The sequence below is a fragment of the Mycolicibacterium celeriflavum genome, from assembly GCF_010731795.1.
In the GTDB taxonomy this organism is placed as follows: domain Bacteria; phylum Actinomycetota; class Actinomycetes; order Mycobacteriales; family Mycobacteriaceae; genus Mycobacterium; species Mycobacterium celeriflavum.
The window spans coordinates 1,572,094-1,597,730 of record NZ_AP022591.1 but is presented as its reverse complement, the minus strand read 5'-3'; the positions used below and the strand labels follow the sequence as shown (position 1 = coordinate 1,597,730).

26 protein-coding genes and 1 pseudogene are annotated in these 25,637 nt (G+C 65.1%); 18 read left to right on the top strand and 9 right to left on the bottom strand.

Annotation, left to right across the window (positions count from 1 at the left end; genetic code table 11):
* The first annotated feature begins 18 nt into the window (after positions 1 to 18).
* From G6N18_RS07830 to G6N18_RS07820, 3 genes are read left to right on the top strand one after another with little or no spacing between them, the layout of a single operon-like run.
* The gene (locus G6N18_RS07830) at positions 19 to 1,467 is read left to right on the top strand and encodes an aldehyde dehydrogenase family protein (RefSeq protein ID WP_083000003.1); all 1,449 of its coding nucleotides are present in this window, start codon (positions 19 to 21) and stop codon (positions 1,465 to 1,467) included.
* 11 nt (positions 1,468 to 1,478) lie between these two features.
* Positions 1,479 to 2,708 carry a cytochrome P450 gene (locus G6N18_RS07825; protein ID WP_082999808.1) on the top strand — a complete coding sequence of 410 codons (1,230 nt, stop codon included), beginning with the start codon at positions 1,479 to 1,481 and terminating at the stop codon, positions 2,706 to 2,708.
* Positions 2,705 to 3,973, top strand: coding sequence for a cytochrome P450 (locus G6N18_RS07820; protein WP_082999809.1), 1,269 nt, complete (start codon positions 2,705 to 2,707; stop codon positions 3,971 to 3,973). The genes G6N18_RS07825 and G6N18_RS07820 overlap by 4 nt, the downstream gene beginning before the upstream one ends.
* Before the next feature lie 12 nt (positions 3,974 to 3,985).
* Here G6N18_RS07820 and G6N18_RS07815 read toward each other — a convergent pair whose 3' ends face one another.
* The gene (locus G6N18_RS07815) at positions 3,986 to 4,648 is read right to left on the bottom strand and encodes a TetR/AcrR family transcriptional regulator (RefSeq protein ID WP_082999810.1); all 663 of its coding nucleotides are present in this window, start codon (positions 4,646 to 4,648) and stop codon (positions 3,986 to 3,988) included.
* Between the two features lie 192 nt (positions 4,649 to 4,840).
* Between G6N18_RS07815 and G6N18_RS07810 the strand changes: the two genes are divergently transcribed.
* Entirely contained in the window at positions 4,841 to 5,626 is a 786-nt protein-coding gene (locus tag G6N18_RS07810; protein ID WP_082999811.1) for a spirocyclase AveC family protein, read from the top strand.
* A 23-nt stretch (positions 5,627 to 5,649) separates the two neighbouring features.
* Here the strand turns inward: G6N18_RS07810 and G6N18_RS07805 are convergent, their stop codons facing one another.
* From G6N18_RS07805 to G6N18_RS07795, 3 genes are read right to left on the bottom strand one after another with little or no spacing between them, the layout of a single operon-like run.
* On the bottom strand, positions 5,650 to 6,684 hold the full coding sequence (locus tag G6N18_RS07805) for a hypothetical protein (RefSeq protein ID WP_082999812.1): 1,035 nt from the start codon (positions 6,682 to 6,684) through the stop codon (positions 5,650 to 5,652).
* Positions 6,681 to 8,006 (bottom strand): Dyp-type peroxidase, encoded by a 1,326-nt coding sequence (locus tag G6N18_RS07800; RefSeq protein ID WP_083000004.1) that lies wholly within the window; start codon positions 8,004 to 8,006, stop codon positions 6,681 to 6,683. The genes G6N18_RS07805 and G6N18_RS07800 overlap by 4 nt, the downstream gene beginning before the upstream one ends.
* A gap of 17 nt (positions 8,007 to 8,023) precedes the next feature.
* Positions 8,024 to 8,584 carry a hypothetical protein gene (locus G6N18_RS07795; RefSeq protein ID WP_067225060.1) on the bottom strand — a complete coding sequence of 187 codons (561 nt, stop codon included), beginning with the start codon at positions 8,582 to 8,584 and terminating at the stop codon, positions 8,024 to 8,026.
* 369 nt (positions 8,585 to 8,953) lie between these two features.
* Here G6N18_RS07795 and G6N18_RS07790 point away from each other — a divergent pair, with 369 nt between their 5' ends.
* The 5 genes from G6N18_RS07790 (at position 8,954) to G6N18_RS07770 (ending at position 12,495) form a co-directional block, all read left to right on the top strand.
* Complete coding sequence (locus G6N18_RS07790; protein ID WP_082999813.1) at positions 8,954 to 9,244, top strand: hypothetical protein; 291 nt, start codon at positions 8,954 to 8,956, stop codon at positions 9,242 to 9,244.
* A gap of 41 nt (positions 9,245 to 9,285) precedes the next feature.
* Positions 9,286 to 9,630, top strand: coding sequence for a heme-binding protein (locus G6N18_RS07785; protein WP_067225058.1), 345 nt, complete (start codon positions 9,286 to 9,288; stop codon positions 9,628 to 9,630).
* Positions 9,631 to 9,694: 64 nt separating this feature from the next.
* Positions 9,695 to 10,435, top strand: coding sequence for an HAD-IIA family hydrolase (locus tag G6N18_RS07780; RefSeq protein ID WP_407663576.1), 741 nt, complete (start codon positions 9,695 to 9,697; stop codon positions 10,433 to 10,435).
* A 36-nt stretch (positions 10,436 to 10,471) separates the two neighbouring features.
* Positions 10,472 to 11,692: a CoA transferase gene (locus G6N18_RS07775; protein WP_082999815.1), complete on the top strand. Its 1,221-nt coding sequence runs from the start codon at positions 10,472 to 10,474 to the stop codon at positions 11,690 to 11,692.
* A complete protein-coding gene (locus tag G6N18_RS07770) occupies positions 11,689 to 12,495 on the top strand; it encodes an acyl-CoA thioesterase (RefSeq protein WP_067225055.1) in 807 nt (268 codons plus the stop codon). Before G6N18_RS07775 ends, G6N18_RS07770 begins: the two co-directional genes overlap by 4 nt.
* Here G6N18_RS07770 and G6N18_RS07765 read toward each other — a convergent pair.
* The 5 genes from G6N18_RS07765 to G6N18_RS07745 all read right to left on the bottom strand — a co-directional run bounded on the left by G6N18_RS07765 (position 12,473) and on the right by G6N18_RS07745 (position 19,523).
* On the bottom strand, positions 12,473 to 14,962 hold the full coding sequence (locus G6N18_RS07765; protein ID WP_082999816.1) for an AMP-binding protein: 2,490 nt from the start codon (positions 14,960 to 14,962) through the stop codon (positions 12,473 to 12,475). The genes G6N18_RS07770 and G6N18_RS07765 overlap by 23 nt on opposite strands.
* A complete protein-coding gene (locus tag G6N18_RS07760) occupies positions 14,959 to 16,008 on the bottom strand; it encodes an ABC transporter ATP-binding protein (RefSeq protein WP_082999817.1) in 1,050 nt (349 codons plus the stop codon). Before G6N18_RS07760 ends, G6N18_RS07765 begins: the two co-directional genes overlap by 4 nt.
* Entirely contained in the window at positions 16,005 to 17,585 is a 1,581-nt protein-coding gene (locus G6N18_RS07755) for an ABC transporter permease (protein ID WP_082999818.1), read from the bottom strand. The genes G6N18_RS07760 and G6N18_RS07755 overlap by 4 nt, the downstream gene beginning before the upstream one ends.
* Positions 17,586 to 18,602 carry an iron ABC transporter substrate-binding protein gene (locus G6N18_RS07750; RefSeq protein WP_082999819.1) on the bottom strand — a complete coding sequence of 339 codons (1,017 nt, stop codon included), beginning with the start codon at positions 18,600 to 18,602 and terminating at the stop codon, positions 17,586 to 17,588.
* 102 nt (positions 18,603 to 18,704) lie between these two features.
* Positions 18,705 to 19,523, bottom strand: coding sequence for a DUF1206 domain-containing protein (locus G6N18_RS07745; RefSeq protein ID WP_082999820.1), 819 nt, complete (start codon positions 19,521 to 19,523; stop codon positions 18,705 to 18,707).
* A 137-nt stretch (positions 19,524 to 19,660) separates the two neighbouring features.
* Between G6N18_RS07745 and G6N18_RS07740 the strand changes: the two genes are divergently transcribed.
* From G6N18_RS07740 to G6N18_RS07700, 9 genes and pseudogenes are all read left to right on the top strand, one after another.
* Positions 19,661 to 20,029 (top strand): YraN family protein, encoded by a 369-nt coding sequence (locus G6N18_RS07740; protein ID WP_067225049.1) that lies wholly within the window; start codon positions 19,661 to 19,663, stop codon positions 20,027 to 20,029.
* Positions 20,030 to 21,454 (top strand): annotated as a pseudogene (locus G6N18_RS07735) (YifB family Mg chelatase-like AAA ATPase); the annotation flags it as partial. It lies immediately after the preceding gene.
* Positions 21,455 to 21,473: 19 nt separating this feature from the next.
* Positions 21,474 to 22,868 (top strand): recombinase family protein, encoded by a 1,395-nt coding sequence (locus G6N18_RS07730; protein WP_082999822.1) that lies wholly within the window; start codon positions 21,474 to 21,476, stop codon positions 22,866 to 22,868.
* A gap of 288 nt (positions 22,869 to 23,156) precedes the next feature.
* Positions 23,157 to 23,324 carry a hypothetical protein gene (locus G6N18_RS07725; protein ID WP_163689830.1) on the top strand — a complete coding sequence of 56 codons (168 nt, stop codon included), beginning with the start codon at positions 23,157 to 23,159 and terminating at the stop codon, positions 23,322 to 23,324.
* A 17-nt stretch (positions 23,325 to 23,341) separates the two neighbouring features.
* Positions 23,342 to 23,659 (top strand): KOW domain-containing RNA-binding protein, encoded by a 318-nt coding sequence (locus tag G6N18_RS07720; RefSeq protein WP_133052430.1) that lies wholly within the window; start codon positions 23,342 to 23,344, stop codon positions 23,657 to 23,659.
* Positions 23,640 to 24,500, top strand: coding sequence for a hypothetical protein (locus G6N18_RS07715; RefSeq protein ID WP_082999824.1), 861 nt, complete (start codon positions 23,640 to 23,642; stop codon positions 24,498 to 24,500). The genes G6N18_RS07720 and G6N18_RS07715 overlap by 20 nt, the downstream gene beginning before the upstream one ends.
* A 241-nt stretch (positions 24,501 to 24,741) precedes the next feature.
* Positions 24,742 to 24,939 (top strand): hypothetical protein, encoded by a 198-nt coding sequence (locus G6N18_RS07710; protein WP_082999825.1) that lies wholly within the window; start codon positions 24,742 to 24,744, stop codon positions 24,937 to 24,939.
* A 28-nt stretch (positions 24,940 to 24,967) separates the two neighbouring features.
* Positions 24,968 to 25,159, top strand: coding sequence for a hypothetical protein (locus tag G6N18_RS07705; protein ID WP_133052431.1), 192 nt, complete (start codon positions 24,968 to 24,970; stop codon positions 25,157 to 25,159).
* A 151-nt stretch (positions 25,160 to 25,310) separates the two neighbouring features.
* Entirely contained in the window at positions 25,311 to 25,499 is a 189-nt protein-coding gene (locus G6N18_RS07700; RefSeq protein ID WP_082999826.1) for a hypothetical protein, read from the top strand.
* The last annotated feature ends 138 nt before the right edge of the window (positions 25,500 to 25,637 follow it).

The window sequence follows — 25,637 nt, the reverse complement described above, 5'->3', positions numbered from 1 at the left end:
GTGCGCTTCGAGACCAAGATGATGATCGACGGCAAGCTCGTCGATGGGCAGGCCGGCACCTTCACCAACATCAATCCGGCGACCGAGGAAGTGCTCGGTGAGGTGGCCGACGCGTCCAAAAGCGACATGCACCGTGCCATCGACGCCGCGCGTCGCGCCTTCGACGAGACCGATTGGTCGACGAATCACGCGTTCCGCCAACGATGCCTCCTGCAGCTGCAGGAGGCGCTGGAGTCCGAACGAGAAGAGTTGCGCGAAGAGCTGATCCTCGAGGTCGGTTGCCCGCGCTCGATCACCTACGGGCCGCAGCTCGATGCGCCGCTTGCCGACGGGCTGCGGTATCCGGCCAAGCTGATCGATGAATACCCTTGGGAGACCTTGCTCGGCGATGCCATGGTGTCGGTGACGGGAATGAACACCACGCGCAGGGTGTGGCGCGAACCCGCGGGTGTCGTCGGTGCGATTGTCCCCTGGAACTTCCCGTTCGAGGTCACCATCCAGAAGATCGGCCAGGCGCTGGGAACCGGCAACACCGTCGTGCTCAAGCCGGCGCCGAACACCCCCTACAACGCCACGCGGCTCGGCAGGCTGATCGCCGAGAAGACCGATATCCCAGCCGGTGTAGTGAACGTTGTGACGGCGTCGGACCACTTCGTCGGCGAGGAACTCACGCTCTCGCCGAAGGTCGACCTCATCTCGTTCACCGGTTCCACCGTCGTCGGGCAGCGGATCATGGAAAAGGGCGCCGCGACCATGAAGCGCCTGTTCCTCGAACTCGGCGGCAAGTCCGCGACGATCGTGCTGGAGGACGCTGACTTCGCCCTGGGCTGCATGATGGGCATCGCACCGTGCATGCATGCGGGACAGGGCTGCGCGAACCCGACACGGTTGCTGTTGCCGCGGTCGCGCTACGACGAAGGCGTCGAGATCCTCAAGGGCATCTACCAAAGTCAGGCGCCCGGAGATCCACAGGACCCCGGCACGCTCTGCGGACCCGTCATCTCTGACAAGCAGCGCGGCCGGATCCGAACCTACATTCAGAAGGGTATCGACGAAGGAGCCCGACTCGTGGTCGGCGGCCCCGAGAAGCCCGAAGGACTGGACAAGGGATTCTTCGTCAAGCCAACGCTTTTCGTCGACGTCGACAACGCGATGACCATCGCGCAGGAGGAGGTCTTCGGACCTGTGCTGGCGGTCATCCCGTACACCGACGAGGACGACGCGGTGCGCATCGCCAACGACAGCCCGTATGGGCTTGCAGGAAACGTCATGGCCGGTTCCATCGAGCACGGTCTCGCCGTGGCCAGACGGCTACGGGCGGGGTTCCTCGGCATCAACGGCGCCGTCGGCTACGGCGCAGACACGCCGTTCGGCGGATACAAGGCCAGCGGTGTGGGACGGCAGAACGGCACGGCCGGCTTCGACCAGTACACCGAAGTGAAATCCGTTGCCTACCCGGCCCAATAGTAGGAGCACACTTGTCAGACCTATTCGATGACCTCGAAGACTTCGGATCCTTCGACGACGCGATCTCCGGCGACGTTCGTGACCCGTACACGGAGCTGGCGCGGATCCGCCGCGAGGAGCCGGTGCAGCGACTCGAAACATCCGGTGCGCTGCCGCACGAGGAGTCGCTGCCGATGTTCATCGTGTATCGCCACGAGGACATCCAGCAGATGCTGCGCGACAACGAGACTTTCTCGTCTGCTGCCGTCATCGCTGCCTTCGGTCCGGTACTCGGCCAAGGCGTGATGCTCGGCATGGACGAGCCGATCCATGGCCGGCTGCGTGGACTCGTCTCGAAAGCGTTTGCGCAGAAGTCCCTGGCGCGTTGGGAAGACGAGCTCGTCGCCCGGGTGGCCAACAGCCTCATCGACAAGTTTGCGCCCAACGGCAAGGCAGATCTGGTGAAGGAATTCACTTTCGACTATCCGAGCCAGATCATCGCGGGCCTGCTCGGCCTGCCAGAGGAGGACTATCCGCAGTTCCAGCGCTGGTCGATCTCGCTGTTGAGTTGGCTGATGAACCCGGAACGGGGTCTTGCGGCCTCGGCTGCGCTGTGCGAATACTTCGCACCGATCCTCGAAGCCCGCCGGGCCGAGCCGCGCGAGGATCTGATCAGTGCACTCGCGGCGGCGGAAATCGACGGAGAAAAGCTCGACGACGAGGAGATCTTCTCGTTCCTTCGGCTCCTTCTGCCGGCCGGCGTTGAGACGACATACCGCTCGCTCGGCAGTCTGCTCTTCGCACTGCTGTCCCACCCGGACCAACTCGACGCGATCCGCGCCGACCGCTCCCTGCTTCCCCAGGCCATCGAGGAGGGCGTGCGATGGGAACCGCCACTGCTGACCATCACGCGTGTGGCAACCAAGGACACCGTTCTCGGTGGGGTGGCGATCCCTGCGGGCGCGACCGTGATGCCGATGTTGGGTTCGGCCACACACCAGGACGACCGCTTCGCGGACCCCGACAAATTCGACATCTTCCGTCCGCAGAAGAGCAATCTCGCGTGGGGCCACGGCGTCCACGTCTGCCTCGGCATGCACCTCGCCCGCCTCGAAATGCGGACGGCCGTCAATCTGCTGCTCGACCGGCTGCCGAATCTGCGACTCGATCCCGACGGTGACGATCCGCACGTGCGGGGACAGGTATTCCGGTCGCCGACCGCGGTGCCCGTGCTGTTCGACGCGGTGAGGAGCCGTTCGTGACCGATTACGAGACCGTGGACTTCTTCACCGACGAATCCCTTGTCTCGGACCCGTACCCGTACTTCGAGCACCTGCGGTCGAGATGTCCGGTGGCCAGGGCCACCGCGTTCAATGTGCTGGCCGTCACCGGCTATGACGAAGCGCTGGCTGTCTACAAAGACCCGGCCTTCTCGTCATGCGTTTCGGTCGCCGGGCCGTTCTCCGGTATGCCCTTCGGGCCGGGTGAAACCGACGATGTCACGGAGCTCATCGAACAGCATCGCGACGCCGTTCCGATGGCCGAACACATCACGTCACAGGACCCGCCGGTGCACACCCGCACGCGCAGCTTGCTGAACAAGCTGATCACCCCGAAGCGCCTCAAGGAAAACGAGGACTTCATGTGGCGGCTGGCTGACCGGCAACTCGACATCTTCATCGAGGAGGGCGGCTGTGAGTTCCTCGGCGATTACGCAAAGCCGTTCTCGCTGCTGGTCATCGCCGACCTGCTCGGTGTGCCGCAGGAGGACCACGACGAGTTCAAGGCGGTGTTCGCGCTGGAGACCGTCGGCGAGTTGGGTAAGGAGGCGCCCACGTCCCACAATCCGCTGCAGTGGCTCGACGAGAAGTTCTACGCCTACATCGAAGACCGCAGACGCTCACCGCGCGAAGACGTACTGACCGAACTCGCACAGGCCAAGCATGAAGACGGGTCGACGCCCGATATCGAGGACGTCATGAATCTGTCGACGTTTCTGTTCGCTGCGGGCACCGAGACGACGACGAAACTGGTCAGCTCGGCAGTCCGATTCATCGGTGACAACGAGGGATCCGAGAAGGAATTGCGCGACGACCGCAGCAAGATTCCGGCCTTCCTCGAAGAGACGCTGCGGATGGAAAGCCCGGTGAAATCACACTTCCGGATGGCGCGTACGACGACGAAGGTCGGCGACGTCGAGGTACCTGCGGGTACGACGGTCATGCTGCTGCCGGGGGCATGCAACCGCGATGAACGGAAGTTCCCCGATCCCAATACGTTCCGAGCGGACCGTCCCAATGTGCGAGAGCAGATCGCGTTCATCCGGGGCGTGCACAGCTGCCCCGGGGCGCCGCTGGCTCGCGCCGAAGGACGAATCTCGTTGAACAGGATCCTCGACCGGATGCGCGATATCACGATCTCCGCCGAACACCACGGCCCGGCCGACAACCGCAGCTACACCTACGAGCCGACTTTCATCATGCGGGGGCTCAGCGAACTCCACATCACCTTCACACCGATCGCCTGACGTCGGCACGAGCTACGGTCGGTGCAGGAAGCCGTGCAGGATCGCCTGGACGAGTTCGTCGACGATCGCCTCCCGTGGCGGCGGCTTGGTCCCGAAGAAGGTCGACCGCAGCGCTACCATCCCGACGATCATCGCCACCGTGGAGTGAGCCGGCAGATCCGGCTGACCCGAGTGCATTCCGCGAAGGTGCATACCTTCTGCGCTGATCTGGCCCAGCAGGGCCAGCGCTCGCCTGATGTCGGCGATACCGGCGCCTTCGCTCTCCTCCTCACTGAGGCCGTCGGAGGCGACGAGGGTGAGCAAGAGACCCTTGTGGTCGACGAGGACGTCATAGAGACGCCCGACGAACTGCCGCGACAGTTCCTCTTCGTCGGTTGTCTCGGGATCCACGGCCTGCCACGTCTTGCTGAAGTCGGCGACGAACTCGGTGAACGGCAGCACGAGCGCTTCGCGGAACAGGCCGGCCTTGGAGCCGAAGTGGCGGAACAGAAGATACTCGGTCACTCCGGCGGCCTCGGCGATCTCACGAGTTGTCGTGGCCCGGTAGTCCTGGCGAGCGAACAGTTCGCGGGCGGCGTCGAGCAGGAGCCGGCGCGCCTCGCCTCGGGGCCGACGAACGGACGTCGGCGACCCTGCGGACTTGGCCGACTTCTTGGGCGAACCTCGCTGGGGCATCGGTGATCACGATAGCGGTCCTTGACCTCGCCGCTGTAATAGTGTGCACTATTAACCGTCGTACGGAAGGGGTGTGGCCGTGGGCCAACTCATCATGCTCGGAACGCTCTTCGGGTTGATCGTCCTGATCTTCGGCTTGGTCCTCTACTTCGATCCCGAAGCGCGCGGCGCCGCGGGTGACGATCGCGACCGATGAACACCGAGCTGACGCCGCTACTGGCAGCGGCCAACGCTTTCGGGTGGCTCAGTGGCATCGGGTTCACCGTCGCCGGAATCTATTTGAGCGTTCGCCGCGGGCGATTGCACCCGCTACTGCTGCTGTGCATTTCGGCGATTTCGTTCTCCTGGATCGAGGCGCCCTACGACTGGGCGATGTACGCGCAGTTCCCGCCCGCGCTTCCCCGCATGCCGTCCTGGTGGTCGTTGAACATGACGTGGGGTGGGCTGCCGTCGTCGGTCCCGTTGGGCTACATCGGCTATTTCTGCATTCCGGCCGTCGTCGGTGCAGCGCTCGGCCGACGAGTGAGCGTGCGGTTTCGATGGCGCGCGCCGATCACGCTCTTGAGTGTCGGCTTCGCCGTGGGCTTCTGTTGGGCCTTGCTGTTCAACGGTGGCCTCGGCGCCCGGCTCGGCGTCTTCTACTACGCCTACGTGATTCCCGGACTCGGGCTGTTCGAGGGGACGCTGCACCAGTACCCGATCTATGACGCCATCGCGATGGGCATTCAGATGATGGTGTTCACGTACCTGCTCGGCCGCACGGATTCGCAGGGGCGAAATGTGATCGAGATGCTGGCCGACAAGGTGTCGAAGACACGGGTCCAGGCGGCGATCGTGTCCATTGTTTCCGTCGTCGTCGTCGGAAACGTCCTCTACGGTGCTGTGTTCGCACCGCACCTCCTGACGAAACAGCTGGGCTATGTGACGTCGGGTCCAAGCGTGCAGTTGTTCCCCGGTGTACCGAATCAACCGAGATAGGTTGTCAGACCGAGTGCACGGGCTCAGAGTCCGCGGCTCGTATGACACTCCGTGTTCATGGTCGCCAGGTTGTGCCAAAGATTGCGCAAGCTGTCCGTGCCACCGAACAACGTAGTGAAATGAGTGGAGTCGATGAGAACGATGTCGCCGGCGCGGGCGCCCGACGGTGGCATCCATATCAGCGCGTTGAACTCGGTGTTGCCGTCCGACGTGAATGGATGTGGCCGACTGAGGTCGACCCGCTGACGGCCCAGCACCCGCAGTCCGTCACCTTCGGCAGCGGTGAGCTCGTAGTGCGGTAGGTGAGGATGGAAGTTGAAGGTGGTGACGTTGTCGAGAAGTCTGGCGGTGTCGAGGTCGCGGAAACCTGTGATTGGCGCGATCTCCCGGGTGCCGTCCACGACGGCCGGACGCAAACCCCAGGTGTTGTTAACCGGTACGTCGAGTGCCCTCATCAGCGACCGGGTGTACTGGCCGAATCGCTGTTGCCGAGGCACCAGTGGATCACCGTGGTGCGCGAATTCCATTGCTCGCTGGTCGAAGTCGTCGGTGAAGCCGACGTCGTGGTGCGGCGCGAGAAGCAGGCAGGTTCCCTCCCGCTGCAGCCACTGGCGGATCGCCGCGATTTCGTCTGCCGTCGCTTCCTGTTCGGAGAGGATGTGGTCGAGACCGAAGACCATCAGCGTGTCGGTGTCGGCGAGGATCCGGTCATCGATCGGCAGCAGGTAGCCGGCCTGGTCGATGCGTTGGAACACCGCGACGGGGTGGCCCGTCGCCTCACCGGCGAGATCCTGGAAGGCCAACGTTGAGCGGTGGAAGAGCTCGAGAGTCCCGGCGATGCCCTGAAGGAAGTGGGCTTGGTCGTACTCGACGGTTTCGTAGTTGGGCCACAGTGCGTTCCGCACTTCGGTCATCGTGGAGAAGCGGTTGTACATCTCGCCCGGGTCGCGCTGCGCTTCCCACGGGTAGCTCCACGTCCAGTAGATGCTGATCCGTCTGCGGCCGTCGTGTCCACGCGAGATGTGGCCTTGGTTGTATGTGCGAGCCGCGAGGCTCATGATGTCTCTTCCAGAGTGGCGAGGTAGTTCAGGCCGCGGATGCCGGGCATGAAGAAGTAGCCGCCTCCCCGCAGGGTCGTGAATGCCGGAATGCCTTTGTGCACCTTCCGGATGGGTCGCTTGGGCACGGTGAAGTCGAGTGTGCCGTCCTGCGTCCCGCAGATTGGGTCGTGCTCGTTGTCGAGTTCATGAAATGTCTTGTCATTGATCCAGACGTTCTGTGCGAACTCGAACTGTCGCACCAAGTCTGCGCAGATGATGAACGCGGCGATGCCGCGCTCGACCCCGTCGTCACCTGCACCGTCGGGCAGCGCGGGGCCATAAGTCGCGCCGCGACGGATCATTCGCCGCCGGTTCATATAGTGCGCGGTATCGCGCGGGTTGAGCCGCCTGGCATGCGAGCCGAGAGGGCACGCATACCCGAACGGGTCCATCTCCCCATAGTTGAAGTCGTTGTTGCGCATTGGATCTGCGCCTAGTTCGGGATCGTCCTTCTCGGGCGCGAGAACCAGAGACGCGCCGCTTCGCCAACGGCCCATGAACTTCGCGGCGAGGAGTTCTTCACCGGCTGGGTCAGTGGAGTTCTCCTTCAGATAGGTGCGGAACGACACGACGTGTTCCTCGAGTCGGCGGTAGGCCATGTAACTGCCGTTGCGTGACAGAGATTGGGGCTCGGGCAGATCCAGGACAGGCCCATTCTCGTCGGCGTAACCGAGGATGAATTCGCCCGCTGCCAAAGCGTCTCCGGAGCCCGGCGTCGGCTCTTCACCGGAGCCTTCGATCACCGGCTGAGACAACCGGTCGCGGAAGCCGAAGTGGTCGTGGGCGTAGTTGAACGGTGGAGTCGCATTCAGGTCGAGGTGCGAAAGGCTGCGTACCCCGCCGGTGCGTGCGAGCAGCTTGTCGTGTTCGCCGATGGATCTCCGGCACTGCTCGTCGGTGCGGGAGAACAAGATTGCGATCGCGTGGAGGTCGTCACCGCCGAGCCCCCCGAGCCAGTGGTCAGGTGCGGCTGCTCCGATATCGCCCAAGATGGTCGACCGTGCAGCCATGCCCTCGCGGAACTCCTCGGGAAACGTGGCCAGCGACTCCGCGGGCACTCCGAGCGCGCGTAGACCCTGCCACGTGAAGGCGAGGGTCGCCCAGCGGTCCGAAGTGTCCATGGTGGCGCGGACATCCGCGGCGGACTGCACCTTCTCGAGCAACGCGGCGAGCCAGGACCTGCCGCCGGACGGCGTGTCGAACGTGAGGAATTCGTACCGTCCGGTGATCGCCGGCGTCCGAGTCAGCAGGATGTGCTGAATGTCGTGTAGTTCGAGCATCTGGGCGGGTCCCAACGCTACTGCATCTGGTCGAGCATGGTCGAAAACGCCGCCTTCAAACGCAGTGCCTTCTTGATCTCGTCAGACGTGACGAAGGGATACTCACCGTACTCCAGGAAGCTCGGAACGTGATGATCCCGAACAAATTTCACGAAGGCATCAGGGTTTTCCTTCCAGTCCTCGGGGAAGCCCTCGAGGTTGGTGAACACCGTCGTAATCCCCGTCTGACTGAACAGTTGCACCGCGTCCTCGGTGTACTTGTCGAAGTCGGTGTCGAAAATGCCCTGATACTGAAAATGCAGGCCCGCCCCGACGTCGAACAACAACCACCGCAGGTAGTGCAGCCGCAGTGGTGCAAGGACGTCGGGGGTACCCGCGACGGCCTCCTCGATCTGCTTTCCGTGCGCGCGTACGGCCGCTTCGCAGCCTTCTTTGACCTTCGCGATGATCGAGAATCCGTAGCAGGCCGGCGTCCTGGGGAACACCGGGCCATAGCGGCCCCGTTCGAGCTCGAAGTAACCCTCTTTGGGGATGGCCATGGCCGCCGGTCGCGTCCATTCTCCGTTGTTCGTTGCCATCAAGTCTCCCTCTTTCAAGCCCAAGAAGAGATTAAGCGCCGCTCAGGATTGCTGAGGTCTCAGTTTTCTCCGAATCGCACAAATTTGAAAGACTTCCGCCGAACTATTCGCCGAGAATACAGCGATGTGGTCGTAGCACAACCTGCAGAAACGCGGGGTTGCTCGACCCGATCTGGTGCTGCGCTGGTTAGCAGAGCAATCCAGATCGCGAAAAATCGCGGATAAGAGGAGACTGCCGAATTTGGACGCGGACCTACGAATTTTCCCACGGACGAATCCGCGGCGAATTACGCTGCGGATATTCCGGTAATCCGGAGCGCCGCCGGGAAACGCAGGGGCACGCCATCCGATCACGAGAGGGGAGGGGCCATGAGAGCGCGTTACACCGTGCTGGTGTTGTCGCCAATTGCGGCCTTGATGCCGATCGGTGTCGCATTTGCTCCAGTCGCGTCAGCGGACTGCACGAACGCAGGTGCCGCCACCGTGTGCGCACAGGGATCCGTGCGTGGTGGCGGTCCAGATGCGCCTCATGCCGGGCCGGTCTACCCGGGATACTGCGCTGACCCCTGGTATTGCAACGATGACTGGGGCATCGACATCGTCATCGACCGTCCCGACCGTCCCGATCGTCCCGACGGCGGTGGCCGCGGACCGCGTTGAGCACCAACCATTCTCGTCGACCATCCGAGTGAGGAGTCCATATGTTGACCCGTAAGGCAATCGGCGCAAGCCTGGTCTCCGGCGCGATGCTCTTCGGCACCGCGGCCACCGCCGCCGCCGATCCGCCGAACTGCACGGCCGCCGATCTCGCCGGCGTCATGGCCGGCGTGTCGGCGGGGACGTCGTCGTACTTGTTCACGCATCCGGACGTCAACGCATTCTTCACCGGTCTCAAAGGCAAGCCGCGGGAGCAGATGACGGCGGAGATCCAGGCGTACATGGACGCGAACCCGCGGGTCCGCGACGAGCTGAGGGCGGTTCGACAGCCGGCCGCCGACTTCCGCGATCGCTGCAACGTGGCGATGCCCGACTTGCCGATGCGCTAACGATCGAGTGCGGAACTGACACACTTGGGGAGTGCGCGACACCCCGAAGTGCTGGCTAACCGACATGGATGGTGTGCTCGTCCGTGAGGAGCATGCGCTGCCCGGCGCGGCCGAGTTCCTGCAGCGATTGAGCGACCGTGCCCGGCCTTTTCTGGTACTCACCAACAACTCGATCTTCACGCCGCGCGACCTGTCGGCCCGGCTGCGGCGCAGCGGCCTGACCGTGCCCGAGGAGTCGATCTGGACATCGGCCCTGGCGACGTCGGCATTTCTCAACGATCAACTACCCGGCGGGTCGGCTTACGTCATCGGTGAGGCCGGGCTGACCACGGCTCTGCACGGGGCGGGATACACGATGACCGACATCGATCCCGACTTCGTGGTGCTCGGCGAAACCCGCACCTACTCGTTCGAGGCGATCACCAAGGCTGTCCGGCTGATCCTCGCCGGCGCCCGGTTCATCGCGACGAATCCCGATGTGACCGGACCGTCGGCCGAGGGGCCGCTACCGGCCACCGGTTCGGTCGCCGCGATGATCACCAGGGCGACGGGGCGTGAGCCGTACTTCGTCGGCAAGCCGAATCCGATGATGTTCCGCAGCGCGCTCAACCGGATCGAGGCACACTCGGAGAGCACGGTGATGGTGGGCGACCGGATGGACACCGACGTCGTCGCGGGTATCGAGGCCGGCTTGGAGACCATCCTGGTGCTGACCGGGTCGACGTCAGTGGAGGAGGTGGAACGGTACCCCTTCCGGCCCAGCCGGGTCCTGCCGTCCATCGCCGAAGCCATCGAACTGGTGTGATCGCCGCCGATTCAGCCACTGCTTACACTGTGCCCGATGACCGACACACCCGACGCGACGCTGCCACTGGCCGGCGTGCGCATCGTCGAGATCTCCAGCTTCGTCGCGGTTCCGCTCGCTGGGATGACTCTGGCCCAACTCGGGGCGGAGGTGACGCGCGTCGACCCGATCGGCGGTGCCGCCGACTATCACCGCTGGCCGGTCACCGACGGCGGCGAGAGCATCTACTGGGCGGGCTTGAACAAGGGCAAGCGATCGGTCGCCGCCGACGTGCGCTCCGAAGAGGGCCAGGCCGTGATCCAGCGGCTCATCGCCGGCGGCGGTGTGCTGATCACCAATGTCGCTGGGCGACAGTGGCATTCGTATGACACCCTGAGCGGGCTGCGGCCCGATCTGATACACGTCGAGGTCTCCGGGCGCGCCGACGGTGGCACCGGGGTGGACTATACGGTCAACGCGGGCATCGGTTTTCCGATGGTGACCGGTCCGGCCGAACTCGGTACGCCCGTCAACCACGTGCTGCCCGCCTGGGATGTCGCATGCGGAATCTACACGGCGCTGGCCGTGGTGACCGCACTGCGGCAACGGGATGCGACGAGCCAAGGGCAGCGAATCAGTATTCCGCTGGAGAACGTGGCTCTGGCCACGGCGGGCAACCTCGGCTTCCTCACCGAGGTGATGGTCAACGGCACGGCGCGTGAGCGCATCGGCAACTCGGTGTACGGCCAGTACGGTCAGGACTTCCTCAGCAGCGACGGCGTCTCGTTCATGATCGTCGCGCTCACCGGCAGGCACTTCCGCGCCCTCGCAGAGCTCACCGGTACGACGAAAGCCGTTACCGCGCTGGAGCAGACGCTCGGGGCCGACTTCACCGACGAAGGGCAGCGATTCGAGCACCGCGAGGCGTTGACGGGGTTGTTCGGCGAGTGGTTCGGCATGCACACCGCCCAGGAGATCACCGCCGCGCTGTCGGCCACCTCGGTGTTGTGGGAGCGCTACCGCACTTTCGCCGAAGCGGCAACCGACGAGAAGGTCACCGCGAACCCGTTGTTCACATCGCTGGATCAACCGCGGATCGGCACCTATCTTGCGCCGGGCCTGCCGATGTCGATCGGCGGGAGTTATCCGCCCGCCGCTGCGTCACCCGCGCTGGGCGATGACACCGTCGACGTGCTGCGCGACTGGCTGGGTATGTCCGCCGACGAGGTCGACCGCTTGGTGCGGGCGGGCACCGTGGCGGCAGGAAATGCCGAGTGAGCGCCCTGCTCACCCTGCTCAATCTGCGGGCGGGTTCCGATGCCGAGTCCTGGATCGGCCCGGCGAGCGGTCCGCCGGAGAAGCGGGCCTACGGCGGGCAGTTCGTCGCGCAGAGCCTCGCTGCGGCATGCCGCACCGTCGACACCGATCGGTTGCCCACCAACATGCACTTGCAGTTCCTGCGTGGGGGTGAGGCCGGCGCCGCCGTGGAGTACCGCGTCACAAGAGTTTTCGACGGCCGCACGTCATCGGCCAGGCGAATCGAATCCCGCCAGCAGGGAAGGCTGTTGACGACGGCCACGGTGTCGTTCGCATTGCCTGCCCGAGGCCCGGAACATGGGCACGGGGCTGCGGCGCCGCACGATCCGGACTCGCTGCCGAAGACCGGGCCCGCCGGTCCGGCGCCGTCGATGCCGCTCGAGGAACTCGACATCAGAATCGCCGACGACAGGTCGACCGGCGAGTTCGTCCGCCGGCTGTGGTGGCGCGCGACCGTGCCGCTTCCCGACGACCCGCTGATGCACACCCTGATCGCGGTGTACGTCTGCGACGTCTACATGATCGATCCCGCCCTGCAGGTCCATGGCCACTCGATGCAGGCGCGGACACACCGCAGCGGCACAACGGATTCGGCGATCTGGTTTCACCAGCCGGTGTTCGCCGATCAATGGAACCTGCTCGAATCGACCTCGCCCGCCGCGGCCCGGGGACGGGGTGTGGTGACCGCCAGCCTGATCCGCGCAGACGGTGTCGTCGCCGCCACCCTGGCGCAGGAAGGACTTATCGCCGAGCGGGAACCATGACCGAGTCGGGCGAACCGCTGCGTACCCGGCGCCGCAGCATCGTCAGCAGGTGTGTGAGCAGGATCCCCGCGCCCAGTGATGCGGCCATTCCGATCGCGGGGTGGCCCTCGAACAGCGCGTACACCTGATAGTGCACCAGGTAGGTGTAGAGCGACGCTTCGGCGAGGACGCCGGCCACGACGGTCAGCGCGGCTGGACAGCGGATCGTCGGCAGCCAAATCACCAGTGCGAGACCGCCGAACACCAGCAGTGCGCGCGTCATGCTGTCGAAATAGCCCTGCAGCGCGACCGCCAACACCACCGTCAGCAGCGCACGCTGGACTGCCGTGGTGGCTTTCGAAGCCGCCCATCCGATCGCGAAGAACCAGAACGCGAGCATGGTGAACCATGCCTCGCGGCCCATGTCGAGCCCGAGGACGTCGTAACGCAACGCCAAGCCGACGGCCAGGAACACCGCCGCGACGGCGAAAGGCCGGTGTCGCTCAACGCGATCCATCGCCGGAATCCAGAACAGCAGCGCGAGCGCGACCAGTGTCCACACCAGCACCTCGACGAACCACAGCCGGCCCGCCGTCATGCTATCGGGCGGACCCAGGATCTTGTTGGCCAACAGCAGGTTGGTCCAGGTGTAATCGTCGGTCATCACCAGCGCGATAACGACCCACAGCACCGAGGGCACCGCGATCCAGCCGATGGTGTTGCGCAGATGGCGAACCCGTTCCGTGCGAGGCAAGGGTGTCAGGCAGAATCGGCCGAAGTTGTATCCCGCGATGCCGAGCAGTAGGTGAGCGCCGCCCCACAGCTCGAACAGTCCGGCGTGCGAGCCGACGATCAGCACGATCGCGGCGGCGCGCAACGCGACGCTGGTTTCCAGCGTCGCGGTCCGAAACCGCCGCCGTCGCCTCGCCGGCTTCGAAATCGACTCGAGTTCGCGTAGCGGCCGCAGGTGCCACTCGGCGGGCAGCTGCCCCAGCGCGCGCTCCAACCGCACCGACATCGCGACGTACGTCAGCGAATTGCCACCCAGGTCGACGAAGCTCGCGGCCGGGTCGATGTCGGCCCGAGCCAATTGCAGGACGTCGGCGAACAGTTCACGCAGGTTCGCCGGAGGTCGTTCGTCAAGCTGGTGCGCACGGTCGCGCACCGCGGAATGGTCCGGTTTGCCCGACGGGAGTAGCGGCAGTTCGTCGACGGTGACGGCGCGCACCGCCGAGGCCGGGACACCGGCAGCCTCGGCTGCGATGCGCTGGACGTCGTGGCCGGCGACCGCGCCCGTCGCCGCGACGAGCAGGCGGTCGTCGTCGTTGGTGCAGAATGCGGTGATTCCCTTGGCGCTCAGCGTGGATTCGACGCGCTGCAGATCGATGCGCAGGCCGTACATCTTGACGAAGCGACTGGTGCGCCCGACGATCTGATAGAGCCCATCGGAGGTCTGGCGGGCCAGGTCGCCGGTGCGCAGTGACTCCACCGTCTTGCCGAGCGCGAGGTCGGCCGGTCCGTGGGCGTAGCCCATCATGACGTTGGGCCCGCGGTACACCAGTTCCCCGACCTCTTCGTCGGATCCGTTCTCGAGGGGCTCGACGGTGAACGATCCGCCGGGTATCGGGTTACCGATCGTTTCGGGATGTGACAACGCGAGTTCTGGTGGGAGGTAGGCCATTCGCGCGGTGGCTTCAGTCGCCCCGTACATGACGAACAGCTGCCAGCCGCCGTCGCGGGCAAGTTCGGCGAATCGACGGACACGCTCGGGCGGCATCCGCCCGCCGGCCTGGGTGATGTAGCGCAGATCGGGCAGCTCCAGTGCCTCGAACGAGATCCGTTCGAGCAGTTCGAACGTGTAGGGCACACCGGCGAAGGAGGTGCCGCGGTGTCGACGGAACAACCGCCAGAACCGCGCGTCGGTGACCGAGTGGTCGGTGAGCATGAGGCCGGCGCCACGGATCAAATGGCTGTTGATGACCGACAATCCGTAGCAATACGACATCGGCAATGTCGTTGCGGCAACGTCTGTCTCGCCGATCCCGAGGTAGTCGGAGATGGCGAGCGCATTGGCGATCAGGTTGGTGCGCGAAAGCCGCACCAACTTCGGTGAGCCGGTGCTGCCCGACGTCGACATCAGCATGGCCAGGTCGTCGTGCAATCGGTGGGTGCCCTCTGCGCGGCGGTGGTGAACGACACCGTCGCCGACGATCGAGTCGAAAGCGTAGGTCTGCAGCAAGGTGTCGTGCTTGCGGCCGGCGGGGACGGGCAGCACGACATGGCGATGAGCCAGCGCGCCGAGATACTGCACGAGTGTGAAAACGTCGTTGCGGGCCTCGAGCAGTATCAACCGTCGGCGGTCGCCGAAAGTCGCTGCCGCTGCCTGCACCCGGTCGGCCAGTTCGGCATAGGTCAACGTCTGCGAATCGGTGTAGACGGCCACGGTTTCGCCGTACGCCCGCAGGTGGTCGATGAGGTGTCCGGTCACAGCGCAACTCCGCTGCCGATGACCTCGATGTGCACCTTCGCGTCGACAGGGGGCGGATCGAGACTGTGCTGGCGCACGATGAACGGGTCCGCGTTTCCGGCGGGGTCGACGGTCAGCAGCACGTCGTGGCCGAGGAACTCGACGGCCAGGACGGTCGCGACTCCTTCGTGTCGCTCGATATCCGAAACCACCGTTGCGACAACCTGTTCAGGTCGCAACAGCAGAGTGGCGGGACCGGCGGTGCTTGGTTCGCCGCCGCGTACGGGGATGCGACCGAGCGCACAATCGGCGACGCCGTCACTGATGGTGCAGGGCAGTGAGATGCAGTCGCCGAGAAAGACGGCGGTGAAATGGTCGTTGGGCTCGCGGTACACCTGCTGTGGCGGACCGACCTGGGTGAACCGCCCGTCGCGCATCACCGCGACCTGGTCGGCGATGGACAGCGCCTCCTCTTGGTCGTGGGTGACCAGCAGTGTGGTGACGCCGGCGTCGGTGAGCAGGCGCGCTACAGCCTTTCGGGTGGACGCGCGTAAACCGGTGTCGAGTGCGGTGAACGGTTCGTCGAGCAACATCACCACCGGTTTGCGGGCCAGCGCCCGGGCCAGCGCGACGCGCTGCTGCTGTCCACCCGATAGTTGATCGGGTCGGCGCGCGGCGTAGGAGGGGTCGAGCGAAACCGTTTCGAGCAGTTCGGTTACCCGGTTGCGGACGTCGGCGCGACGCAGTGAGCCGGTCAGGCCGTACGCGATGTTCTGGCCGACCGTCAGGTGGGGGAACAGCGCGCCGTCCTGCGCGACGTAGCCGACCGCACGGCGATGCGGCGCGACCGCAGCCGCGGGACTGGCCACCTGCCGCCCGGCAATGGTGACCGTGCCGGCGTCGGGATTCTCGAAGCCGGCGATCAACCGCAGCAGCGTGGTCTTGCCGCAGCCCGATGCTCCGACGACCGCGGTGACGGTGCCCTCGCGCAGATCGAGGTCGATGTGGTCCAGCACGGTGTGGCCGTGGAACGACTTGGCCAGTCCGCGGGTTTGCAGGATGGTCATAGCGCCGCCGCCTTCGTCGACTGGCGGTACAGCAGCAGCGTGACCGGTATCGCGAGAACCACCAACGCCAGCGCGTACGGCGCGGCCGCGGCGTAGTCCAGTTCGCTGGAGAACGACCAGAACAACATCGACAACGTGCGGGTGCCGGTCGGCGCGAGCAGCAGCGTCGCGGTCAATTCCGTTGCCACGGCGACGAATACCAGCGAGGCTCCGGCCGCCGCGGCGGGCGCTGTCAGGCGTAGCGTAACCCGCAGGAACGTTGCGGTCGGTGACCTGCCCAGTGACCGGGACGCCTCCTCGAGGCTCGTGGGTACCTGAGCGAGGCCGGCACGGACATTGACCAGTGCACGCGGCATGAACAGCAGAACATAGGCGAACACGATCAGCGCCACGCTCTGATAGAGCGGACGGGCGAAGTGGATGGTGACGGTCACCAGCGCGAGGGCGGTGACGATGCCCGGTAGAGAACTGGTGACGTAGTTGGCGCCTTCGACGGCGCGCGCGAGAAAACCGCTGGAGCGCACTGCCACCCATGCGATTGGGAACGCGAGCACGGTCGTCAGCACCGCTGCAGCGGATGCCAACCCGATGGTTTGCCCGAGCGCGGTCACGATTTCGTCGACGATCCACACCTCGGCACCGCCGAGCCACAGCCAGCGCAGGATCGTCCACACCGGAACGCCGATGGCGAGCACCGCCACCGCCAGCAACACTGCGAGAGCTGGAATTCTGCTGTGGCGCAGATCGATCGGCACCGCAGCGCGCGGGGCGCCAGACCCGGTCCGGGCGAGGCGGGCGCTGCCTCGAGCCGCGGCCTCGGCCGTGAGCAACGCCAGACACAACAGGACGAGCACGCCGGCGAGCATGCTGCCCGCCGCGCCGTCGAAGGTGGCCTGGAACTGCTGGAAGATCGCGACGGTGAACGTATCGAAGCGCACCATCGCGAACGCGCCGAACTCCGCGAGCAGGTGCACACCGACCAGCAGTGCGCCACCCAGGATCGCCAATCGCAACTGCGGCAGCACAACCCGGAAGAACACCCCGGCCGAGCCCGATCCCAACGCCCGCGCCGACTCTTCGAGGGCCGGATCGAGCCTGCGCAACGTCGCAGCTGCCGGCAGGTACATGAACGGGAAGTAGGACAACGTGGTGACCAGCACTCCGGCCCACAACCCGTGCAACGACGGTATGACGCCGACCCAGGCGTAGCTGTTGACGAACGCCGGAATGGCAAGCGGTGCAACGAACAACGGTCGCCATAGCGCCCTGCCGGGTACATCTGTCCGTTCCACCAGCCAAGCAACCCCGACGCCGATCACCACGCACAGCGGAACGGTGATGCAGACCAGTGCGATCGTGTTGACGAGCAGTTCGCCGACGTGCGGCCGCACGATCAGTTCATAGGCCCGCGTCCATCCGACCGAAACTGCCGCCCACGCCACGTATCCCAGCGGTATGAAGGTCGCCGCGACCAGAACGGCGACGGTCACCGAAACCAGGGGACCTGGGCGGACCGTCTTGTCGGACCGCGAGACCGGGGCCGCGGGAGGTGGAACGGGCGGGGCGGCGGCGACCACCTACAGCAAGCCAGCCTTCGTCATCAGGTCGGTCACCTTCTGCGCATCCAACTTCGACGGATCGACATTGGGCGCCTGCAGCGTGTCCAGCGGCGGCAGAGCGGGATTCGCCGGTACACCGCTGCCCACGGGGTATTCGAACGAGGTGCCCTTCTCGAGCACCTCCTGACCCGCCTTGCCGGTGATGAACCGGATGAACCGCTGGGCCTGGTCCATCTTGTCGCTGGAGGCCAGTACCCCGCCTCCGGACAGGCTGACGAACGCGCCGGGATCTTCGTTCTTGAAGTAGTGCAGCGCGGTATTGCCGCTCATCTCCTTGGTTTTGGACTGGTCACGGAACCAGTAGTAGTGGTAGATCACACCGCCGTCGACCTGGCCGGCGTTGACGGCCTTGAGGGTGGCGATGTTGTCGTTGTACAGCTTTGCGTTGGTTTTCATCGCGGCCAGCCACTGCGCGGTTGCGGCTTCACCCTTCAACTCGAGCAGTGCCGAGACGATCGCCTGAAAGTCCGCCTTGGAGGGCGGCGCGCCCCATCGGTCCTTCCATTCGGGCTGCTGCAGGTCCAGCAGCGACTTCGGCAGTCGATCGGGCTGCAACCTGTCCGTGTTGTAGACGAACACGGTGCTGCGTGCGGCCACCCCGGTCCACTTGCCGGTCGGCGGACGGTACTGCGGCGGAACCTGTTCGAGAGTCTCGGATTCGAGGTCAGCGAACAGGCCGGCGCGCTCGACGGCCGCCATCGCCGGCGAGTTCTCGGTCAAGAACACGTCGGCCGGCGAGGCTTCCCCTTCGGCCACAAGCTGATTGCCGAGCTCGGTGTCACCGCCCTGGCGGTAGGTGACCTTGATTCCGGTTTCCTCGGTGAAGGCGTCGATCCACTCGTTGGTCAACGACTCGTGCTGGGCGTTGTAAACCAGCAGTTCGTCGGTGTCGCCCGAATCCGAGCACGAGGTGGCCGCGGCCGCCACGGCGAGGGCCGAGAGGACTGCGGCGATCCGCCTCCACTGTAGTCGCATTCAGGGGATCCTTTCGCCGTTCGCGCAGGTCAGATCGCACTTGAGGGTTACCTGATGAACATACCGTTTCGGCCCGCGCTTGCACTTCCGATGGAGTGAGCGCTACATCCTCCCGTGCCGAGCCCGCACGAAGTTGTAGGCGCCGAACGCCGCGATACCGACGGCCGCGAGCACGAGAAGGATCCTGCCGAACGGCGCCTGCCCCAGCGTCTTGACCGCCGCGTCGAGCCCGCCCGCCTTGGCGGGATCGGCTTGCAGTGTGGCCACGATCACGAGCAACCCGGCGCCGGCGAGGACCAGACCTTTGGCCACATAGCCCGTGACCCCGACAGCGGTGACGCCGGTGCCACCGGAGACGCGCAGGTCTTTGCGGAACTTCTTTGTCGCGCCCTTGTAGACGTGATAGCCGCCGACGGCGATCAACCCCAGGCCCACCGCGACCAGCACGGCCTTGCCCCATCCGGACTGCATTATCTGTGCGCTGAGCCCGGCGTTCTGCTGACTGCTCTGCTGTCCACTGCCGGTGGCGAAGCGCGCTGCTGAGATTGCGATGGCGACGTTGACCGCGGCGAGGCCGAGCGATTTCGCCCGCTTCCACGCCGGGGTGTCGTCGTTGTGCGGTCCGGACCCCTCTCCGGGTCTGGCGCCCACGACCGCTTCGGCGATCCGCCACAGGCCGAGCGCCAGCAGTCCGGCGGTGACCACCCACAACAGCACGGCGCCGCCGGTCTGTTGTGCCAGCGTCGCCAGCGCCCCGGACTGGTCGGCGTTGCCGCCAGAGCCCAATGCGATTCGCAGAATCAGATAGCCGATGAGCAAATGCAGCACGCCGCTGATCGCGAAACCGGCACGCGCGGTGTATTCGAACGCATCACTGTCGGTGGCTCGGTCGGCAACACCGTGTAACGACTTGTCGGTCATGGCGGCGTGTACCCCAGATTTGACGCCGGCGAAACAACGCGAATCCGATCTGTGGATGAATCGCTGGTTGGGGATGAGTGCGGGCAACGGCGCCCGAATGCGGCCGAGGTGTCGGTCGCCTACTCGACGGTGATGGCATGACTTCACTGACCCGCGCCGAGATCGGCGCGCTGGGAGAGCAACTCGCGGTCGATCACCTGCGCTCACTGGGGCTGCGGGTGCTGGGCCGCAACTGGCGGTGCCGGTATGGCGAGCTGGATGTAATCGCAGTCGACGACACGGCCCGCATCGTGGTGTTCGTCGAGGTGAAGACCCGCACGAGCGATCAGTTCGGCGGCGTCGCGCAGGCCGTCACCCCGCAGAAAGTGCGCCGGTTGCGGCGGCTCGCCGGGTTGTGGCTGGCGGCCCAGGACACCGGATGGTCGCAGGTGCGCATCGACGTCGTCGGGGTGCGGATCGGCCGGCGCCGCACACCGGAAATCACCCATCTCCAAGGGGTGGGGTAGATGGCGTTGGGGCGCGCGTTCTCGGTCGCGGTGTCCGCGTTGGACGGTCGGATCGTCGAGATCGAGGCCGACATCTCCTCCGGTCTGCCGGGTGTGTACCTGGTCGGCCTGCCGGACGCGGCTCTGCAGGAGTCGCGCAACCGGGTCCGCGCGGCGATCACCAACTGCGGCGACGACTGGCCGCAGTCCCGGCTGACGCTGGCGCTCTCGCCGGCGACGCTGCCCAAGGTCGGGTCGGTGTATGACCTGGCGCTGGCGTTGTCGGTGTTGTCGGCGCAGGCGAAAAAGCGTTGGGCACGGCTCGAGAAGACCGTGCTGCTCGGCGAGTTGGCCCTCGATGGACGGGTCCGGCCCGTCAAGGGCATCCTCCCGGCGGTGCTGGCCGCCAAGCGGGAGGGCTGGCCCACGGTCGTCGTCCCTGCCGAGAACCTCGCCGAAGCCAGCCTGGTCGACGACATCGAGGTGTGGGGAGCGCGCACCCTGGGTCAGCTGAAATCGTGGATCAAAGGCAAGGGGCAACTCGAATCCCGCATTGCGTCGCCGTCGTCGCAGCCCGAACCCACGGCCGACCTCGCCGATGTGGTCGGACAGACCGAGGCGCGATACGCCGTCGAGGTGGCCGCGGCCGGTGGTCACCACCTCATGTTGACCGGGCCGCCCGGCGTGGGGAAAACGATGCTGGCGCAACGCCTTCCGGGCTTGCTGCCGCCGCTGTCGGAGAGTGAGGCGCTGGAAGTCACGGCGATCCACTCGGTGGCCGGCCTGCTGTCCGAGGACACCCCGTTGATCACCCGGCCGCCGTTCGTCGCGCCACATCACACGTCGAGCGTGGCGGCGATGGTCGGCGGCGGCACGGGGATGGCGCGGCCGGGCGCGGTCAGCCGCGCGCACCGCGGGGTGCTGTTCCTCGACGAATGCGCCGAGATCGGTTGCAGTGTGCTCGAGGCGCTTCGGACACCGTTGGAAGACGGCGAGATTCGCCTCGCCCGCCGCGACGGTGTCGCACGATACCCGGCGCGGTTCCAACTGGTGTTGGCCGCGAACCCGTGCCCGTGCGCGCGGCCCGACCCTCGGGACTGCGTATGCAGCGGCCACGAGAAGCGGCGTTACCTCGGTAAGCTCTCCGGCCCGCTGCTCGACCGGGTGGACCTCAACGTTCGAATGAACTCACTGCGGGCGGGTGCGATCGTGGCCAAGGACGGCGAATCCACGGAAGTGGTGCGCGAGCGGGTGGCCACAGCGCGAGCAGCCGCCGCCGAACGATGGCGGTCCTACGGCATCGGCACCAACGTCGAAGTCAGCGGTTCGCTGCTGCGCCGCAACTTCCGGCTGCCCCCGACCGTGATGAAACCGTTCGAGGCGGCGCTCAATCGTGGCACGCTCAGCGTCCGCGGAATGGACCGCACACTGCGCGTCGCGTGGACCACATGCTAGCATATGTCGCATGCGTGTCGCTGTCTACCTCCGACAAAGCCAGGACCGACAAGGCGACCAGCTCGGTATCGACCGCCAGCGGCAGGATTGCCAACGGCTCATTACTGCGCGCGGTTGGTCTATCGCCGCCGAGTTCGTGGATAACGATGTGTCGGCAACGAGCCGCAAGCCGCGACCGCAATTCGACGCGATGATGCGTCGAGTGGACGAGGGTGACTTCGACGTGATCGTGGCGCGCCACATGGACCGCCTTCTACGTCGCGTATCCGAACTGGAAAGCGTCTTAGAGCGCTGCGAGCGACACAAGACGTACATAGTCACGGCCGCCGATAGCGTCGACACGTCAACGGATGCAGGCAGATTGGTGGCCCGCATCCTCTCGTCGGTTGCTCAGGGAGAAGTCGAACGCAAGGGCGCCCGCCAGCGTTCGGCCGTCCAACAGGCCGCAGAGCAAGGCCGTTGGGTTGGTGGTCGCAGAGCCTTCGGGTACGAGCCGGATGGCGTCACCGTGCGCGAGAACGAGGCCGCACTAATCAGGCAGGGCTACGCGGCGGTCCTTGCGGGGGACTCACTCGCCGAAATCGCGCGCTGCTGGGATGCCGCCGGTTTCATCACGACCCAGGGCGGGCCGTGGCAACGGCAAGCTGTGAAAGACGTTCTCACCAACCCGCGCAACGCCGGAATGCGCCGACACCGGCCGCAAGAGGATCGTCGCGCGATCCGGCAGAACCCCGAATTGGGGATCACCGGACGGGCGAAGTGGCCCGCCATCGTGGACGAAACCACCTGGCGCGCCGCAGTTCGGATTCTGTGCGACCCTTCGCGGCGCAGGCCCAACGGTGCTAAGCGACTGCTGACCGGTGTGGCCGTCTGCGGGGTGTGCGAGGCCCCGGTTCACGGGGGCGCCGCCGCCAGACCTGGTACGGCGACGTATAGATGCACCAGTGGCCGGCACGTCTCCCGCATGGCGGACCCGGTGGACGAGTACGTCACCGAAGTCACTCTGGACAGGCTCACTCAACCGGACGCCGCCCAACTGTGGACGCCCGAACTGGCCGACGCTAAAGCACTGATGGCCGAGGCGGACACGTTGCGGCGGCGGCGCAGCGACATCGATCAGGACTACGCGGACGGCATCCTCTCGCCTGCGCGATTCCGCGCGATGAACGGGCGCGTAGCTTCCCGGCTAGCCGATGTGGAGGCGCAGATTGCGACGGCGGGCCAGTCGTCGCCGCTTGCCATCGTCGCCGCCGAGAACGTACGTGCGACTTGGGCAACGCTGTCGAATGCTCAGCGCCGCGGGATCATCGCCTCACTGATGACGCCAGTCCTGCACCTGCCTGGACGGGGTACCCGAACGTTCAGACCCGAGACGGTCGAAATCCGGTGGAGGGTGCCTGTCTGAGCCTGGGCTACACTCGAAGCAGCAAAACGATCCGGAGCACCCGTCAGCCTGGGGGCTGGGAAGCGTGACGACCGGCGAAGATAACCACATCAGCTCGACCCGTAGCTTGTACCCCATCGCGCGTGCGAATCCCGCGGACGGGGCCGGGTCGGCAAAATTGCACCAAATAGCTTGAACTGAAAACACCAGCAGCCTGCCATTCTGGCAGGCTGCATTTTTATTTGCTGACTTCAGCGGCGACGGTTCCGACCGCCGCCGCATTTTTATGTCTAAAAGGGGAAATGCCGAATGGAAGTTTTGACTGAGGAGTCTTACGAGTTTGCCGATCAGGTGGCCGAGGTCGTGGCGGCGGCGCCGCCCATGACGCCCGACCAGCGGGACCGGATCGCATCCATCCTGAATGCTGCCCGCGCGGCTGACGGCACAGATTCGTCGGGGTGGGGGTTGGTCGGGTGACCGGGCGGTGCGCGAGCATGAAGGTAGGCGACCGAGTCCGCATCGAGCGCGACGAGAACCGCTATCTGTCGAAGGGCACCTGGCTCCAATTCCGCGGCCAGACCGGAACCGTGGTGGAGATCAACGAGGACCGCAAGCGTCCGCACCTGACGGAGTACGGGGTGGCGTTCGGAAGGGTGCGTAGAAGGCCGGACGGCTCGCTTCACGGCGATGACGTCACGACATGGTTCAAGCCGTACGAGCTTGTGGTGACGGTGGCGCTGGCCCCTCAGCGCCACGCTGACGGCACAGACGCACCGGGGTGGGGGTGGTGCGGTGACGGGCATCAGCACTGACGCCGACCTCGTCGCCGCGGCGCGCTCCGCGTACCGACACTTCCATCACGACGACGGCGCCTGCAAAGACCCGAAGCGGTGGGCCGAATTCACAGCGGAGCATCCCGAGCTAGCCGAGGTCGTACAGCGGCCGAAGCCGAACAGGGGCATCGGGTCCGGCTCGGATATGACAGCGGGGCGGTGCTGGCGGCAGTCAGACAAGCAGCGGCAATATCGCAAGCCGACGTCGGCGCTCTCGATGCTGGCGGTAGCGGACGAAGGCCTGACTAACAATGTCGATGAAATCCTCGCCGCCTCCAGAGGGGACAGCTCCACGGAATACGCCAGGGACTCTGACGGGGCCGACCCCAGTGCCGAACTGCCGGATGAGGGCGAGGATTTCACCGCCGACGAACCGGGCGGTTTCCATTTCGTCTCCGAGTACGAGCACCGGAGCGAGCAGACCTCAAGTCGGTTGCTGGAAGTGTGCGTGCGGTGCGGGTGGCCGCTGGCGCTCGCATGGGAGCCGGCGTGCGAGTTCCCGGAATCTCCGATGTTCTGGTTTCAGTATTTCGAGGCATGCCATTGCAACGGATGCCTCAGCGGGATTAAGCGCAGGCCCGGTACCCAACCGCGTTATTGCGCGGATGGGTGCAAACGCGACGCCGCCAATGCGCGGCGGCGTAGACGGCGCGGACGGGCCGAGGAATTACCGTTACCTGACATGCCCGTGCGCAAATGCGCGCACTGTACTTGCCTGCGGTATGCCGAATGCGGGCGGTCGTGCTTAATGAAATGCGATTGTGGTGAGAATCACACCGATTATTCACCGGAGGACGGCTGCTTATGGTGTCGCAAATGACATATAGGTAGAGGGAGTCAGCCCTCAAAATTTTTGGCAACCATCCGTAACCCTATAGGGGGAACCATGCTGTGCAAAAGGGGTGAGCACGAATTGCGGGTTCCGGCCGATTACATCGGCAGCGAGTGCCGCCCGTGCTTCAACGAACGTCAGCACCGCTACGACGTGCGCCGCAAATCTGCAATGGCGCTTCTCCGCGATATCGAGCGGCGGCGATCCAAACTCATCAGAAAGTAAAAACATGATCTATAAAATCCCGGGCGCGGACTTCACTGTCCGCCTTTCCGACCAGGGCGGGCGGGCCATCATCTTGGAAATCTGCTCGATTGAGGGCGATAAATTCATCGTCCCGATTAATCCCGATACCGCCGACGATTTAGGCCGCGAGATTCTGGCCGGCGCGATGGCGTTGAATGGCGGGCTTGCGGCGAAGGTCTGAGCCTTTTAGGGATGAGATAGGGGAACGAATGGCGAGGAATCCGATCAGGCTCTCGCGCCGCCGCTGCGGGGGAATGCAGATCGCTCAAGGGCGCAGCTTCATTCTACTCGACCGCGATGAGGCGATAGGCCTGATAGCCGATGCGCAGAAAATCATTGATTCACAAGATGATGGCCCAGAGCGGGCAGATACGGTGAGCAAGGTTGAAATCCACACGTAAGCGACCTTCAGACATGGGTCGAGGCGATCCGGCCGCAATACACTTTCACTCATTTTGGAGCGACCGGGCTAAAGAGAAACTACCGCTTTGGTTGCGCATTGTTGCGCTGGCCTACAGCCACCACCGAAAGAATGGCCATGCCCCATTTCGGATGGGTGGCGAATCCGTACTGCCCGAAGTGCTCGGCAAAGGCAAGCGCCAGTTACAAAATGAGATCAGGCGGGCGATAGGGCTCGGATTCCTCGCCGCGGAGTCGAACATCATGTGCCTGGTGCTGCCGGATGAGATTTGCGGTGGCGCCGAGGGCCACCACCTCTCGGAGTGCAAGCTGCACCCGTAACACTCAGTGTTACGCCCGGTAGGCGGCGACCTGCGACTTTGCCGTATTCCGTAACACTCAGTGTTACGCCGGTAATACTCAGTGTTACGGCTATGCCCTCTGACCTGCGACGGGGCACGTTCTTCATATGACTCTCTC

Coding starts and splice junctions, on each gene's coding strand:
- G6N18_RS07710 (WP_082999825.1), top strand. CDS start 24,742: ATGATCTATAAAATCCCGGGCGCGGACTTCACTGTCCGCCTTTCCGAC.
- G6N18_RS07810 (WP_082999811.1), top strand. CDS start 4,841: ATGAACACCGAGCTGACGCCGCTACTGGCAGCGGCCAACGCTTTCGGG.
- G6N18_RS07800 (WP_083000004.1), bottom strand. CDS start 8,006: ATGCTCGAACTACACGACATTCAGCACATCCTGCTGACTCGGACGCCG.
- G6N18_RS07775 (WP_082999815.1), top strand. CDS start 10,472: ATGACCGACACACCCGACGCGACGCTGCCACTGGCCGGCGTGCGCATC.
- G6N18_RS07730 (WP_082999822.1), top strand. CDS start 21,474: ATGCGTGTCGCTGTCTACCTCCGACAAAGCCAGGACCGACAAGGCGAC.
- G6N18_RS07785 (WP_067225058.1), top strand. CDS start 9,286: ATGTTGACCCGTAAGGCAATCGGCGCAAGCCTGGTCTCCGGCGCGATG.
- G6N18_RS07830 (WP_083000003.1), top strand. CDS start 19: ATGATGATCGACGGCAAGCTCGTCGATGGGCAGGCCGGCACCTTCACC.
- G6N18_RS07705 (WP_133052431.1), top strand. CDS start 24,968: ATGGCGAGGAATCCGATCAGGCTCTCGCGCCGCCGCTGCGGGGGAATG.
- G6N18_RS07790 (WP_082999813.1), top strand. CDS start 8,954: ATGAGAGCGCGTTACACCGTGCTGGTGTTGTCGCCAATTGCGGCCTTG.
- G6N18_RS07740 (WP_067225049.1), top strand. CDS start 19,661: ATGACTTCACTGACCCGCGCCGAGATCGGCGCGCTGGGAGAGCAACTC.
- G6N18_RS07725 (WP_163689830.1), top strand. CDS start 23,157: ATGGAAGTTTTGACTGAGGAGTCTTACGAGTTTGCCGATCAGGTGGCC.
- G6N18_RS07780 (WP_407663576.1), top strand. CDS start 9,695: ATGGATGGTGTGCTCGTCCGTGAGGAGCATGCGCTGCCCGGCGCGGCC.
- G6N18_RS07815 (WP_082999810.1), bottom strand. CDS start 4,648: ATGCCCCAGCGAGGTTCGCCCAAGAAGTCGGCCAAGTCCGCAGGGTCG.
- G6N18_RS07745 (WP_082999820.1), bottom strand. CDS start 19,523: ATGACCGACAAGTCGTTACACGGTGTTGCCGACCGAGCCACCGACAGT.
- G6N18_RS07805 (WP_082999812.1), bottom strand. CDS start 6,684: ATGAGCCTCGCGGCTCGCACATACAACCAAGGCCACATCTCGCGTGGA.
- G6N18_RS07760 (WP_082999817.1), bottom strand. CDS start 16,008: ATGACCATCCTGCAAACCCGCGGACTGGCCAAGTCGTTCCACGGCCAC.
- G6N18_RS07700 (WP_082999826.1), top strand. CDS start 25,311: ATGGGTGGCGAATCCGTACTGCCCGAAGTGCTCGGCAAAGGCAAGCGC.
- G6N18_RS07795 (WP_067225060.1), bottom strand. CDS start 8,584: ATGGCAACGAACAACGGAGAATGGACGCGACCGGCGGCCATGGCCATC.
- G6N18_RS07750 (WP_082999819.1), bottom strand. CDS start 18,602: ATGCGACTACAGTGGAGGCGGATCGCCGCAGTCCTCTCGGCCCTCGCC.
- G6N18_RS07720 (WP_133052430.1), top strand. CDS start 23,342: ATGAAGGTAGGCGACCGAGTCCGCATCGAGCGCGACGAGAACCGCTAT.